At 41.4% G+C, this 14,831-nt stretch carries 11 protein-coding genes; 8 read left to right on the plus strand and 3 right to left on the minus strand.

The genetic code is table 11. The features are described from left to right. The first annotated feature begins 9 nt into the window (after nucleotides 1-9). From ABJD64_RS12035 to ABJD64_RS12060, 6 genes are all read left to right on the plus strand, one after another. The gene (locus ABJD64_RS12035) at nucleotides 10-1,680 is read left to right on the plus strand and encodes a C45 family peptidase (protein WP_348179069.1); all 1,671 of its coding nucleotides are present in this window, start codon (nucleotides 10-12) and stop codon (nucleotides 1,678-1,680) included. After that, nucleotides 1,677-2,051: a holo-ACP synthase gene (acpS, locus tag ABJD64_RS12040; protein ID WP_348179071.1), complete on the plus strand. Its 375-nt coding sequence runs from the start codon at nucleotides 1,677-1,679 to the stop codon at nucleotides 2,049-2,051. The genes ABJD64_RS12035 and acpS overlap by 4 nt, the downstream gene beginning before the upstream one ends. A gap of 1 nt (nucleotide 2,052) precedes the next feature. Further along, the gene (locus tag ABJD64_RS12045; protein WP_348195117.1) at nucleotides 2,053-3,345 is read left to right on the plus strand and encodes an AMP-binding protein; all 1,293 of its coding nucleotides are present in this window, start codon (nucleotides 2,053-2,055) and stop codon (nucleotides 3,343-3,345) included. 9 nt (nucleotides 3,346-3,354) lie between these two features. Then, nucleotides 3,355-4,884, plus strand: coding sequence for an NAD(P)/FAD-dependent oxidoreductase (locus ABJD64_RS12050; protein WP_348179075.1), 1,530 nt, complete (start codon nucleotides 3,355-3,357; stop codon nucleotides 4,882-4,884). A gap of 226 nt (nucleotides 4,885-5,110) precedes the next feature. After that, nucleotides 5,111-6,943 (plus strand): helix-turn-helix domain-containing protein, encoded by a 1,833-nt coding sequence (locus ABJD64_RS12055; RefSeq protein ID WP_348179077.1) that lies wholly within the window; start codon nucleotides 5,111-5,113, stop codon nucleotides 6,941-6,943. 169 nt (nucleotides 6,944-7,112) lie between these two features. Beyond that, complete coding sequence (locus ABJD64_RS12060) at nucleotides 7,113-10,025, plus strand: starch-binding protein (RefSeq protein ID WP_348179079.1); 2,913 nt, start codon at nucleotides 7,113-7,115, stop codon at nucleotides 10,023-10,025. 56 nt (nucleotides 10,026-10,081) lie between these two features. Here the strand turns inward: ABJD64_RS12060 and ABJD64_RS12065 are convergent, their stop codons facing one another. The 3 genes from ABJD64_RS12065 to ABJD64_RS12075 are packed head-to-tail and all read right to left on the minus strand — an operon-like array spanning nucleotide 10,082 to nucleotide 12,561. Further along, complete coding sequence (locus ABJD64_RS12065) at nucleotides 10,082-11,215, minus strand: hypothetical protein (protein ID WP_348179081.1); 1,134 nt, start codon at nucleotides 11,213-11,215, stop codon at nucleotides 10,082-10,084. A 4-nt stretch (nucleotides 11,216-11,219) separates the two neighbouring features. Next, nucleotides 11,220-11,987: a hypothetical protein gene (locus ABJD64_RS12070; protein WP_348179083.1), complete on the minus strand. Its 768-nt coding sequence runs from the start codon at nucleotides 11,985-11,987 to the stop codon at nucleotides 11,220-11,222. Beyond that, the gene (locus ABJD64_RS12075; protein ID WP_348179085.1) at nucleotides 11,977-12,561 is read right to left on the minus strand and encodes an RNA polymerase sigma factor; all 585 of its coding nucleotides are present in this window, start codon (nucleotides 12,559-12,561) and stop codon (nucleotides 11,977-11,979) included. Before ABJD64_RS12075 ends, ABJD64_RS12070 begins: the two co-directional genes overlap by 11 nt. A gap of 241 nt (nucleotides 12,562-12,802) precedes the next feature. Here ABJD64_RS12075 and ABJD64_RS12080 point away from each other — a divergent pair, with 241 nt between their 5' ends. Next, nucleotides 12,803-13,657: a hypothetical protein gene (locus tag ABJD64_RS12080; RefSeq protein ID WP_348179087.1), complete on the plus strand. Its 855-nt coding sequence runs from the start codon at nucleotides 12,803-12,805 to the stop codon at nucleotides 13,655-13,657. A 160-nt stretch (nucleotides 13,658-13,817) separates the two neighbouring features. Then, a complete protein-coding gene (locus ABJD64_RS12085) occupies nucleotides 13,818-14,579 on the plus strand; it encodes a hypothetical protein (protein ID WP_348179089.1) in 762 nt (253 codons plus the stop codon). Nucleotides 14,580-14,831 lie beyond the last annotated feature (252 nt).

Here is a 14,831-nt window from a genome sequence, read left to right on the forward strand (position 1 = left end):
CAGGATACTGTGACGAGAATCATTTTGAAACTAAAATATCTCATACCCCTTATCATTTTCATACTCCTAAGCGTGCTTATTGCATGGTTTTACGCTCGTGTGATCTATGATTCACCTCTGATTGATGAAAAATCTCTTACTACTGAGGAACGAGTGGTTGTTGAAGAGAATTATTTCCGCCTGGGACCCAATTGGCTAAGGAAAAATAAAGGAGGCAATTGGGAAAGTTATATAGAGGGGAACGCCCAGGAACGTGGACAGATCATCGGCAAACTCCATCGCGAGTTGATCATTCAGCAGGAAGAGGCATTTGTGGGTGAATTAAAAAAGCAGATTCCAAATGCATTCTACAGAAGACTACTCACTTTAGGTATAGCCTGGTTTAACCGTGATCTGGATCAACATATCCCGCAGGAATACCGTGAAGAAATCGCTGGAATCGCTCGCTTCTTTTCTGACGATTATGATTATATCGGTCCAAAATATAATCGACTCATCAATTATCACGCAGCTCACGATATTGGACATGCCGTGCAAAACATGAGACTTGTGGGTTGTACTGCTGTTGGGCAATGGTCCAAAAGTGACTCCTCTTTCATGATTTTGGGTCGAAATTTCGATTTCTACGTTGGCGACGAGTTCGCAAAAAATAAGCTCGTTATGCTTATCAACCCAGACGAGGGTTACAAATTTCTGTCGGTCGGCTGGGGAGGTTTTTGCGGTGTAGTCTCTGGCATGAACGAAAAGGGACTGGGCATTACGCTGAATTCCCTTAAATCTGAAATTCCTGAACAAGCAGGCACACCAGTATCCATTATTGCTCGGGACATTTTGCAATATGCCGCGAGCATCGATGAAGCCATTTCCATTGCTGCAAAGTATACTTCCTTCGTATCTGAGTCATTTACAATCTCGTCTGCTGCAGATGGCCGAATGGCCATCATAGAAAAAACCCCAAACCAAATGGACGTATATTGGCCATCGGACACAACACTCATCGCTACTAATCACTGTCAAAGCCCAAAATTAAATGCTGAAACCATTAATTTGGAGCATATGAGTAGTTCTGAAAGCACAGATCGATATGAGCGCACCAAGCAACTTCTAAGTCGTAGAGAGCTATCAGGGGTTGAGGATATGGCCGGCATTCTCAGAGATCAGAAAGCTCTGAATGATCGAAATATCGGCACGTCCAATCCTGAACTCATTAATCAGCTTATTGCCCATCATTCTGTCATTTTCAAAAATTATGAAAAGCAAGTTTGGGTATCCAATTACCCTTATCAAATCAACGGTTATGACGCGTATGATCTGGATGATTTTAATCGTTGGGCGAGCCCGAACCACTCTGGTTCAGCTTCAATTGACTCGCTAACCATTGCGCCGGACGCTTTTTTTAGTTCTCCAGACTATAAAACATTTGAAAAATTCAAACAACTTAAGCGTCAACTTGCTGAGGCCACAGAAAAAGAGCTCATCATAGACGACGTCACACTTCAAACATTTGCGGCGTCAAATCCCGAGTATTATGAAACCTACCGACTACTAGGTAATTACTATGTCGCCATGGGACAAACGAAAGCTGCACTACTCGCCTACCGAAAATCATTGACCAAAGAAATTGCATACCAAGAGGACTCTATATTTATTGTTGGTCAAGTTCAACAATTGGCTCCATGAATATTTATGGCATAGGTACAGATATTGTCGAAATAGAGCGACTCGCGTCTAAACTAACCAAGGAAGCATTTGTGAGCCTGGTATTTACCGAGGAAGAGATGAGCTATTGTCGATCGAGGAAACATAGTGAAGAAAGCTTTGCAGCACGATTTGCAGCCAAGGAAGCTTTCATGAAAGCCATGGGAACCGGCTGGAGCGAAAAATGTGATTTTAAAGAAATTGAGGTTAAAAACGGCCCTAGTGGTCAACCTGTTGTGATATTGCATGGCCACACGAAATCACATTTTGAAAATTCGTGTCTCAAGGAGATATTTGTATCCTTGAGCCATACAACCGCAACAGCTGTGGCATTTGTCATCATCACCAAATAAAGTGCAATATTCCAATTCTATAGATTTTGAATCAACTGATAAAATCAGGCAAGTTCAACAAGAGGCATTAAGAAAGCATCTGATGTACTTATCTGACCAATCGCCTTATTATCAAGATCTATTCAGAACTGAAGGGATTGATATTCAATCCATTTCTGCGGCTAACCTGGACCAAATTCCATTCACGACCAAAACGGATATAGAAAAACACAATACAGCTTTTGAAGCGATAAACAGAAAAAGCATCGTAGAGTATGTAACGACTTCAGGAACACTGGGAGAGCCCATTTCTATTGCTTTGGGGCAGACCGACCTGGAACGATTGGCTTATAATGAAAGCCAATCCCTGGGACTATGTGGCATTACGGACGAAGACACAATCCTGATTACAACTACATTGGATAAAAGGTTTATGGCTGGCATGGCCTACTATTTGGGTGCAACCAAAATCGGCGCCACTGTAATCAGGTCAGGTATAGGAGACTTGCACTTTCAGCTGGATAACCTCAATCGATACAGACCTACCACACTTATAGCAGTGCCATCATTTGCTCATAAATTAGGGCTTTTTCTTAACACACAAAACATTGACCCGGCCAACTGTTCAATTAAGAAAATTATCTGCATAGGGGAGCCTATCCGAAATGCCGACCTAACACCCAATACGCTTCATAGTAAGCTGACAGATCTGTGGAATTGCCCTCTATTCTCGACTTATGCCTCCACCGAAATGGCTACGGCATTCACGGAATGTGAACACGGGAATGGCGGACATTTGTTACCAGAACTTATGATAGTAGAAGTGGTGGATGACGAAGGTAAAAAAGTAGAAGATGGAGATTTAGGAGAAGTGGTAGCCACGCCACTTGGAATCATGGGGACTCCTCTCCTTCGCTATAAAACCGGGGATATGGCCAGGTTATACAATGAGCCATGTATATGTGGAAGAAATACACCAAGACTCGGTCCCATAGAAGGTCGTAAAAAACATTTGATTAAGCTTAAGGGAACTTCTGTATACCCACAACAAATTGAGAATGTCCTGCATCAGATTGATGGCATCAATCAATACCTGCTGGAGCTAAGCCATAACGAATTGGATATGGACGACCTCTGCATTTATCTAGCCATTACGGACGATTTAAACATTGAGACGGTCTCAAATCAACTTTCTGAACAGCTCAGAGTCAGGCCTCAAATTACTTTCATCAGTGACAAGGAAATGAGCTTAAAGCTTAAAGCTCATAAAAGCCGAAAGCCTTCCAAACTTTTGGATCTTAGAATTTCAAATTAATAAACAGGAATGGCAGTACTGAAAGAAAAATATGACGTCGTTATTATAGGATCTGGAATGGGGGGATTGGCTTCTGCTCTTATTTTGGCCAAGGAAGGATATAAGGTCTGTGTATTAGAAAGAGCTGCACAGATTGGCGGGACGCTACAAACATTCAAAAGAGATAAAGCCAAGTTCGATACTGGAGTACACTACGTTGGGGGATTAGAAGAGAATCAGCCTTTGCACGCTTATTTCAAATATCTGGATATCCTGGATAACGTCAAACTCAAAAAAATGGATGAGGATGGATTCGATATCATTTCATTTGATGGCGACAGCACCAAATACCCGCATGCACAAGGATACGACAACTTCAAGCAACAGCTTTTGAAGCATTTTCCAAATGAGGAACAAGGTCTTGACAAATACCTGAATGAAATTAAGGCGCTATGTTCTAAGTTTTCTTTGTATGATGTACAAAAAGCAAGTGCACCACAGGATGAACTTCCATTGCTTTACAAAGGCGCTAAGGAATTTATCGAAAGTTGCACAAACGATCATAAACTACAACTGGTACTGGCGGGCTCTAATCTACTATATGCTGGGATCGGTGATCGGACTCCCTTCTATATGCATGCTTTGATCATCAATTCCTTTATACTCAGTTCCTACAAGTTTCAGAACGGAGGAAGTGAAATCAGCCGGTCGCTCAATTATTCTTTAAAAAATCTTGATGGCCATATCGAGAGAAACGCAGAAGTAAAAAGCATCAACACCTTAGACAAGAAGATAGAAAGTGTAACGCTGGCAGATGGACGGATGGTCAGAGCAGACCTGTTTATTTCAAACATTCACCCCACGGAAACTTTGAAACTGTTGGATGTTAGCATTCTTAGAAAGTCATATGTTTCACGGATTATGAATCTTGAAAATACTATTTCTGTGTTTACTATCTATCTGGTGCTCAAACCTAAAGCCTTAAAATATTTCAATCACAATCACTATCATTTCCACAAGGAGGATGTTTGGAATTTGACTGATTACGCAATGAAGGACTGGGGAAAAGATTTGGCAATTTTCACACTTCCGTCCAAAGACGATCCCGAATATTCAGGCATCGTAACCATAATGGCCTACATGAAAATGGAAGAAGTGGCACCCTGGCAATCTTCTTTCAATTCCGTAGTAAAATCCAATGACCGAGGTGAAGGATACGAAGAATTTAAAGCTTCTAAAGCCGAAGTATTATTGAACTATGCGGAGAAAATTATCCCTGGACTACGGCACAAAACACAGTCATACTACACCTCTACTCCACTTACCCAGAGGGATTATCTCAATTCTGTAGACGGGTCAATATATGGAGTACTGAGGGATTTTAATGCCCCACTCAAATCTCAGGTAAGCACCAGAACTAAGTTTAAAAATTTGTTTTTGACTGGACAAAACGTGGTCATGCATGGTATACTAGGTACTACCATTGGAGCAGTTGCCACATGCAGTAATATATTGGACAGAAATTATTTGGTTGACAAAATAAAGAAGGCAGCTAAATAAGTCATATGTAGTGCAATAACTGTCGACCATTAATAATAGATCATCTAACAAACAGTAAAAAACGTTATATTTAGGGTTGAAGAAGGTTGAAATGTTCTTCCCCACTTCGGCCAATAGCAGAAGCCCCCTTTCTTTTCTTCGGCTAGTTGGATCATATAAAATCCCAAACGATTTATTCTTTACTAAGAATACCTGGAAGTATTGATAAATTTAATTGATCCAATGTATGCATACCAATCGGCTAACAAATCTAAAAAGATGTGGGGTAGTTTTTCTGTTGCTCTTTGGCCTGTCATCTCCTACCAAATCTGAGATTATCATTGTAGTGAATAGTATTCCTCACTACACTCCTATTCAAGATACCATCTTCCTGGCAGGCACCTTTAACAATTGGACAGCGGAAGATCCGGAATTTATGATGCGCAAACAAAAAGACGGCTCGTTTGTCTATGTTTTCAAAGAGGATATTGCAGCCTTCGAATACAAGTTTACCAGGGGCGGATGGCATGCGGTAGAGGGCAATAAGGACGGATACGGCCGAGACAATAGGTATTTTGTCTATGATGAAAATACAGAGAATATCGTGGTTACTAACATTCAGTCGTGGGTTGATCTTGCCATTCTGGAAAAACCACAATTGACCATACTCCTGGAAGTCCCTGCAAGCACACCGCATGATGCCTCGATTTATCTAGCTGGTAATTTCAACAGATGGAATCCTCAAGATCCTGAATACAAGTTTGACAAAATATTGGCCGACACCTACTTATTGAAGTTACCTCCTGGCCTGGACACATTTCAATGCAAGGTTACACGTGGAAATTGGGAATCAGTTGAGGGAAGAGCAAATGGAAAGGCTCGCAAGAATCGACAAATTGCTCTACTTAAAGATCAATCAACAGATTTGAAAATGACCGTTGAGTCATGGGAAGATCTATCCTATCCGCTCAGCATATATTCCATGATCATGCTGTTTGCCGTCTTTCAAGGGCTTCTACTTATCATAACCCTTTATAGTATCCAAAACAATAATCGGCAGGCCAACAGTTATCTTTCTATCTTGATTGCCCTCGTTTCGCTATCGTTGTTTACAAAAATTGCAGCCTACGACAGAGACATCTTTCAGAATTACCCTAAAATATTGCTAGTACCAGAGTTTATATTTTTCCTCTATGCACCGCTATTTCATCACTACATTCAAAAACTCATCACCAATAAGAAGAAAAATTCGTTTTGGTTTTGGATATCTTTTGCACCCTTCCTTATTTTCATATTAGCCAATCTTCCATACTTCAATATGGAAAATCAGACTTTTATTAATCGGGAGGTAGATAGTGATTTTGACTTTTTCTTTTCTGTAATTGGAGCATGTGGCCTTGCGTACAACGGGTTCTTTTGGCTTAGATTCAAAAAACTGGTTCAGTATATCGCAAAGAGTTCCGATGACAGCCACTCCTTCGAGCAAAACCTGACCTATCTAAAAACTGTCCTCATTCTTCTTTCAGTATGTCTACTGCTATGGCTCTCTGTCTATCTTGTCGGCTTTTATGGTGTGATAGTAGAAAAGGAAGTACTGTGGATTGTTGAGACACTTACTGATTCGGTGTGGTTATTTTTTGCGTCCATCAACTTCATATTAGGGTATTTTGCTATCAACCAGCCTGAAATTTTCAAAATCTCAGAAATTGAAAAATACAAAGATTCTAACCTGAGCACCTCAGATATTGAACAAATGAAGACTACGCTCGAAAGAACTATGCAAAATGAAAAAGCATACGTCAATTCGCAACTAACGCTGGCTGAGTTATCCAAAATGATACATACGAATACGCACACCCTGTCCCGTGTTATCAATGATGGATTTGGGAAGAACTTTTTTGATTTTGTTAATGAATACAGGGTCAACCATTTTATCCATGCGGCCGAAAGTTCGGAGAATTGTGAAAAATCTTTTTTAGCGCTAGCCCATTCAGCGGGATTCAACTCTAAGTCATCGTTCAATCGTGCCTTCAAGAAGGCCAAAGGAGTCGCCCCCAGGGAGTATTTACAAGGTGATTAACACATTTTTCTATACAATCTTATTGGGTTATAATTCATTTCTTTGAAGGCCCAAATTATGAAATGACACTTTGCCCAATTGACACCCATATACTTTTCTTGTAGTGGTTCGAATTCGTGTTTGATTGTGGATATCATTATCGAATGATTAAAACTAAACACTAACTAATATGCAAAAAACGACTACTATTAAATTCTCAGTACTATTGGCCCTTCTGAGTATTGTATGGAACTTGTCACTGGCTCAAGTCGCCAATGACACTCGAGTTTTATTACAAGGCTTTTATTGGGAAGCACATGATGCAAAGCCAGAAGGCTGGTACAATCATGTTTCTGGCAAGGCCTCAGAGCTATCAACGGCCGGAATTGATATGATTTGGCTCCCGCCACCAAGCGATGCCGGGTCTGACGAAGGATACTTACCCCGTCAACTTAGTAACCTGTCCAATGGCTATGGCTCAGCAAGTGAACACACGGCCATGCTGCAAAACCTTAACAACAATGGTATCGAACCGATCGCTGACATTGTAATTAATCACCGGGTGGGATCTACTAACTGGGTGGATTTCACCAACCCTACCTGGGGTACCTGGTCCATCACCTCCAATGATGAAGTTTGGAGCCAGCCAGCATATCAAGGTTTGGAGCGAGGAAATGGTGATACTGGTAGCGGTTATGATGCAGCCAGAGACCTGGACCATACCAACCAAGGAGTCCGGGATGGCATTAAAAATTGGTTGAACGAATTGAAAGCAGCCGGATATGTGGGATGGAGATACGACCTGGTACATGGATACTCTGCAAGCTACATCAATGAATACAATGCGGCCACAGGAGCTAGTTTTTCTGTAGGTGAAGATTGGAATGACAAGCAGCATATTCAGGACTGGATTGACGGCACGTCGGCTACCTCTACAGGGTTCGATTTCCCTACCTACTATGCACTCAAGGCTGCAATTAAAGATAATAACTATAGTTACCTGGCCTTCAGCGAGGGTGGGCAAATGCAAGCTTCCGGACTGATAGGATGGTCGCCTGCTCAATCTACTACCTTTATCGAAAATCATGATACGCCTAGGTATGACTCGGGCAACGACGTATTGAACGGAGGAAATGTGGGACATGCCTATGCCTACCTTCTCACTCACCCCGGTGTCCCAACAATTTACTGGCCTCATTATTTCGATTGGGGGGTAAAGGATGAGATTAATGCGTTGATCGTCGTTAGAAAAAACAATGGAATCTCCTCCTCGAGCTCACTTCAGATTATCGAATCCAGCAGTTCGGTATACGCTGCATTAATTGGCGGCAAAGTAGCCATGAAAATCGGTGGCGGAGATTGGAGTCCTTCTCAGGCCGGTTGGTCTGATGCCGGCGACTATGTATTGCAAGCTTCAGGTAACAACTATGCGGTATGGGCCAAAAACGGCGGAACCACCAACAATGCGCCGGTAGTTTCGGTAAACCCTGAAGGACCATATTCCTCAACGGTACCGTTTGAAGTTCAAATCACAGCAACTGATGACAGCGGACTTACACCTACCATATACTATACCACAAACGGAGATGAGCCGACCACTACAAACAGCCTGGTGAGTAATACTGGAAGCGTTACTCATAACGTTTCGACCTCGCATACGCTAAAAGTAATGGCCATTGACAACGAAGGACTAGCCAGTGCAACGCAGAGCCATGTTTACAACATAGTATCAACCTCGGATTTTTCAGTTTATTGGAAGAACCCAAATCCCAGTGCAACCGCACGAATTCACCATTGGAATGCCACTCCTTCCGGTGCGTTAAGCAATAGCACCTGGCCGGGTAACATTATGGAAGACGCCAGCAATCAGTATGGTGAGGGATGGGTAAAATATACCTTCTCTGGTATTACAAGTACTAATTTGTTATTTCACAACGGCAGCAATCAAACACCTGATCTTACCAGAAGCAACACAGGATGGTACGATGACGGATGGGTTTCTGAACCAACTGCGCCACAGGACACAGAACCTCCCACCCTCACAGTAAGCCCTTCGAGCGGAAATTATACAGGTAATGTGGCGGTAACTCTTTCTGCGACTGATAATCAGGATATCAGCCCCACAATCAACTATACACTGGATGGAGTAGCATTCTCGACTGAAGGTTCGACTACAATTACGATCAGTCAGGCCACGACTTTGGTTGCCTCTGCCACAGATGATTCTAACAACACCTCAGCGTCCCAGAGCCATTCCTATACTTTCAATCCTTCGAGCAACCTGCTTATCCATTACAAAGGCACATTGAGTACTCCATATCTTTACTATTGGAGTGCAACACCCAATGGAGGACAAAGTTCAGGATGGCCAGGTGATGCCATGACGGCAGAAGCTGATGGATGGTATGTTTTTGAAATTATGGATGCGGATTGTTCCAACATCATTTTTAGCAGCAATGGAGCCAGTCAATCAGTAGATCTGAACAGATGTGGTGAAGGGTGGTATCAGGACGGCACATGGTATGATCAAAAGCCCGACTCAGGGCCAGGCTTTACTGTGTATTTCAAACCTAATTCGTATTCGGACCCAGAAATCTATTTTTGGGGAGGCAGTCAAAGCACCAGTTGGCCAGGTGAAACTATGACTAGTGCTGGCAATGGCTGGTATTCGTATCATTTGGATGATGACTGCTCTAACATCATTTTTAGCAATAATGGAAGTAGTCAAACTACTGATTTAAACCGATGCGGAGATGGCTGGTATGAAAATGGAAACTGGTCGGGATCGAACCCTAATGCAAGATTTGGTGGAAATCCGTCGAATGGTATAAATGAAAATGAAACAGCAGTACTCAGTGTTCGGGCATTCCCTAATCCTTCCTCTTCCTATACCAATTTTGAATATTACATTCCCGAAGCTACTATGGTATCTTTAACCCTACACGACGTTACGGGACGTGAGATTCGACAAATTGCAACATCGAATCAGCCGTCTGGCAAATACAGTCTCCAGATAAATGTATCTGATCTCGATCGAGGTATCTATTTCTATCAGCTCAAAGCCGGTACCCAACGCATGGGTAGTCGAATATTGATAGAATAGCGTTTTTAATTTGAATTGAAATTAGGCTCTCGATGCTGTCGAGAGCCTAATTTTTTTTACAGAATAAACCCGAAACTAATGGCTTGAAGCTCTGGTCCTCTTCCTGTGGCAAAGACATCATTCAAGTCATAATTGAAGAAAAGGTCCATTCCCTGAAAGCCAATCTGACCCCTGATACCGTATCGGAAATTATTGAGGTAGTAATTACCCTTCTCTTTGTCCTTTTGCTTGTCACCATTGATTGAATATTTCATTTTGGTCCAACTATCTATACGATATCCTGCATACATGCCAGCACCAATTCTAAATCCTCTTTGGCGATACTTGCTCCAATTGAAACCCCGACCGTGCCTTGAACCTCGGCGCTGATTAAATTCCAGCATGGGAACAACCATGGCATTAACATAAGTAGCTGCAAGTTTACTCTTCTTCCCATCAATAGTTGGGTCGGGTACGAAAGTGGTAGCTACATCAGTTTTTGCAATTCGCACAGTAGGGTCTTCCATTTTCCAGTTGTACCAGGTCATGTTGCCTCCCCATTTTAATTTTAATGGTCCGGCAATGGAAGTATGGTAGACTCCACCAAGGCCAACATACCATGATCCCCAGGGTTTTACTGCATAAGCTGCATTATCCTGATCAGGAAATGAACCATCTTCCAACCAATTGTTCATACCCAATTCTACTTCAAATGACCCATAAGTACCTCTTCCTCTGGACCGACCTCTTTTTATCACTATGTAATCATCGTCATCAAAGTCGACATCAACATCTCGATCAATATCTCTTCTGATATCTCTTCTGACATCCTCATAACGCTTTATTCTTCGTTCATAGCGGTCATCATCCTCATCTCGATAGCGTTCGTCTCCATAATAGCTCAGACTACCTGTATTGCCTTCTTCCGATTCTGTACTTTCTTTCAGATATTTTGTACCGGATTCGTCTTCAATGCTTACTTCTTCGGTTGTTGTCGAAGTTGAGTCTAAGTTTGCATTGAGTTCTCCTATCATGGCATTGATGTCATATTCACCAAGATCCTTCAGGTCTTGCTGAGTCTCAGCATAAATGACCATTTTGCTTCTTTCCCCAAATTCAATTACTACGGTGTCTTCCTTCACCGGATCGGAGGCCCCGCTTGCCAAATTGATAGTGCAAATTGCGAGTATGATTAGTCCTAATTGTTTCATTGTTCTATTTATTTAAGTTTTTGACGTTGTTCTTTTTTGAGTTTTCTTTTCTTTGAAAGAGATTGTCCTTGGCATCTCTGATATCTGCCCACAGATCTCCAGGTTTGATCTCTTTGGTTTGCTCCCACAATTCCTTGATTTTGCTCCCGCCTGTTGTATCCGTCTTATGCTCGGCAATCATTTCTTCTTGCTTTAGAAGCTGTGTATTGCCGCGCTTGTATGTGATCTTTATTGATTTGAAACGCTTCTTTTTTGGTTTCTCCCCTATCTCCGCCGGCTCTTCCGCTACTTGCGCGATGGACTGATTTGTCAATTCGACCTCTAGAGATTCACTTTCTGGTTCAGGAATGGTCTGATTGGGTTCTTGCTTTGGAGCATGTTCGTTGTTTATGTTTTTAGATTCAATCTTTTTCTTCACACCGGAAGGAATTACTTTTTGGTTGTCTGACTCTTCAGGTTCCTCTACCGCCATAGCATTTTCCTCGTTCACTTCGGGCACTATCTTGTTACTGGTTTGAGTGGATTCAGAAGGTTTGACTATCTCGGCAACTTCGGTCTCTCTTGAATCCGACTCTTGATTCCAAACCAGGAAAACGCTCGCAGAAACAATCAGGAGTAGTACGGCCGCTGCCACTCTTGCATAAGTAAACCACGGGGTCGCTTCTTTCTCATCGAGCATAGACTCCAATCTCGCCCAACTGTCTTCTGTCGGTGTTGAGGCCAAGTTCTTCAACTTATCTCTAAATAATTTATCCGTCTCTCTAGCTTCCATTGTCACGTTGTTTTGATTCCAAATACCGCTCATTCTCTACCAGCTTCTTTTGCAGAAAAACTCTGGCTCTACTCAGTTGCGACTTCGAGGTATTTACCGAAATGTCCAACTGCTCCGCTATCTCTTTATGACTGTAGCCTTCTATGGCATACAGGTTGAAAATGGTTTGATAACCTTGTGGCAGCTCCTGAATCATCTGAAGCAGGTCCTCCGCTTCCAGGTTTTTGTCTGCCGTACTGTAGTCAACTGCCGGATTGATTTCGTCCAGGTCAACCTCCTTGTAAAGTTGTCGGTTGTTCCGGATCCACTCCAGGCAAGTTGTGACCATAATTCGTCTGATCCAGCCTTGGAAGCTTCCCTCCGACTTGAACTGATCAATCTTACCAAACACTTTCACAAATCCACTAAGCATCATTTCTTCTGCCATATCCAGGTCATTGATATACCGCCTACAAACTGTAAGCATCACGGGCGCCTGCTGCTCATAGAGCAATTTTTGCGCACGTCGATCCTGGCGTTTGCACTGCCTGACCAGTTCAGCTTCGGTGATTTTTTGACCTAATTTGATAACCATTGGTTATGAATTCATGGAGTAGATGCGGGTTTGTTACCTGGGGTTGCATCAGAGGTATAAATTTATGGAAATATTGGATGAGTAATGATTTATGTTGCTGATACATAGCAATTCCCAACTAACATTTAGCTTTTACTATTTCAAATAAAGTAGTTCATACTTGTTGACATTTAATAACTTAGGTTATACATTTTATATCGACAAGGCCTTAAATTATCAGACACCTGAAAGAGTTAAAACTATGAATAAATTCATCCCGGTATTACTTTCAATCATCACCTTAGGAACTTCTTCCATTTTCGCGCAGGATGCAATACCAATCAACAATAATATGTATCACATTTACGGACCTAATTCAACCTGGAACTCATATCTGCATGTAGGAGGTAATGGAAGACTGACTACAAATGCGTCTGTAATTACAACAAATGGAAACCTACATTTGGACTCTAAAAATGGAAAAGCTACCTACATAAATCATTACAGTTCTGGTAATACGTATTTAAACACCAACGCAGGAACAGTGGCGATAGGAACTTCAAATCCTGATTTAAATGCAGGCTTACATATATATCGAGATAGGTATACAATATATGGTCCCAATTCAACGTGGAGTGCTTATCTGCAGGTGGGAGGCAATGGAAGACAAACGACAAATGCATCTGTGCTTACAACAAATGGAAACCTACATTTGGACTCTAAAAATGGAAAAGCTACCTACATAAATCATTACAGTTCTGGTAATTCATACTTAAATACTAATGGTGGAAATGTGGGAATTGGAACGACTGATCCTAAATCAAAACTTGCTGTGAACGGTCAAATTAGAGCGACAGAAGTGAAGGTTTTGACTGATATTAGTGTACCTGATTATGTTTTTGAAGAAGGTTACAAGCTCAGAACTCTGAAGGAAACCAAAGAATTCATTGCTAAAGAAAAACACCTTCCTGAAATCCCATCGGCTACAGAAATTGGCAAAAATGGAATTGATTTGGGCGATATGAACATGAGGCTATTGAAAAAGATCGAAGAATTAACACTTTATCAAATAGAGCTTCTTGAACGGATGGAAAAGCTTGAAAGTAAAACAAAGTAAACAATTTTGTTCTTGAGCTTGATTTTATGTCATCGCAATGGCAGAGGTTCGTGAGACACGAACCTGGGCAGAGGGAGTATGTTCGTGAAGTCGAGTACGATATATTTGCTTGACAATTAATAAACAGAGTCGGTCATAATTTTTGAATAAAAGATCAAATATGAAATACGGAACTGAGCAAATCAATGAAATGCAATCGATCATCGATGCTGTAAATAAAGAATTTTCTGATTTAAACGATCAGAAATCTTCTCTAATTGCTCAAAAGGAAGGATTGGAAAAAGAGTTTGCCTCGTTGAGTGGGAAACTAGGATGGAAAGAGAAATACCTCTCTGGTTATCTTGGCGGAAACAAGGAATTAGTTCAGGAAGCGACAAGTTCCCAAGTAGAGATTCAAAAAATAGAAGAGCATTTAGCATCCGTTGATCAAAAATTGAAAGAAAAACCCGAGAGACTTAGAAAAGAAATTTCGTCATTTTTGCAATCAAACGACCCTGAATATGCAGAGCTTATTGCATCACGGAAGAGTCATTTCAAATTATATGAAGCAAGTAAAGCGTATTATGGCCTGGTAAAAAAATCTCATCAGGGCGTAATTGATGCCTTGCTTTTTTTGAGCTGGGAAAAGCTTATCAATCATCCCGAAGCTGGTGAAAAATTAGCTGAATTTAAAAAAGCGACTTCTGACTTTCAGGTTGTAGCTGATAACTTTATTGCAACTACAAAACATCAGCTGGGTGACCGCTCAAATCTCGTAGAGCTTATAAAGTTATCAAGTCAGCATGTAGCCATGTCAAGTTTTGAGAATCTAATCAAACAGGTCAAATATTATACAAGGTATACGGATAAGTATCTCAAGAAATCAAAAGGAGAAATACAAGAATATCGAAGCACCGCTTTTGAGTTATTAATTCAAGATTAATTAATTGGGTCTTCGAGTGACAAATAAAATCCAACTAGTATCCATTTATGGAAATTAATAATGAGGTGGCCAATGGCCAGGCAAAGACCGTCCTTCTTATAAGATGTGAGCTCATTTCAGCTCGCCGTCACATTCATTTATACCCTCTTTCGACGAACGTTGTTTAATATTAGACCAATACCCTACTATTTCACATGGGGCCGGGAAGGGTAAACCGATGGGTATCGCGTTTTATATGAAACAAATAAACAC

The sequence above is a fragment of the Reichenbachiella sp. genome, from assembly GCF_039944555.1.
Taxonomy (GTDB): domain Bacteria; phylum Bacteroidota; class Bacteroidia; order Cytophagales; family Cyclobacteriaceae; genus Reichenbachiella.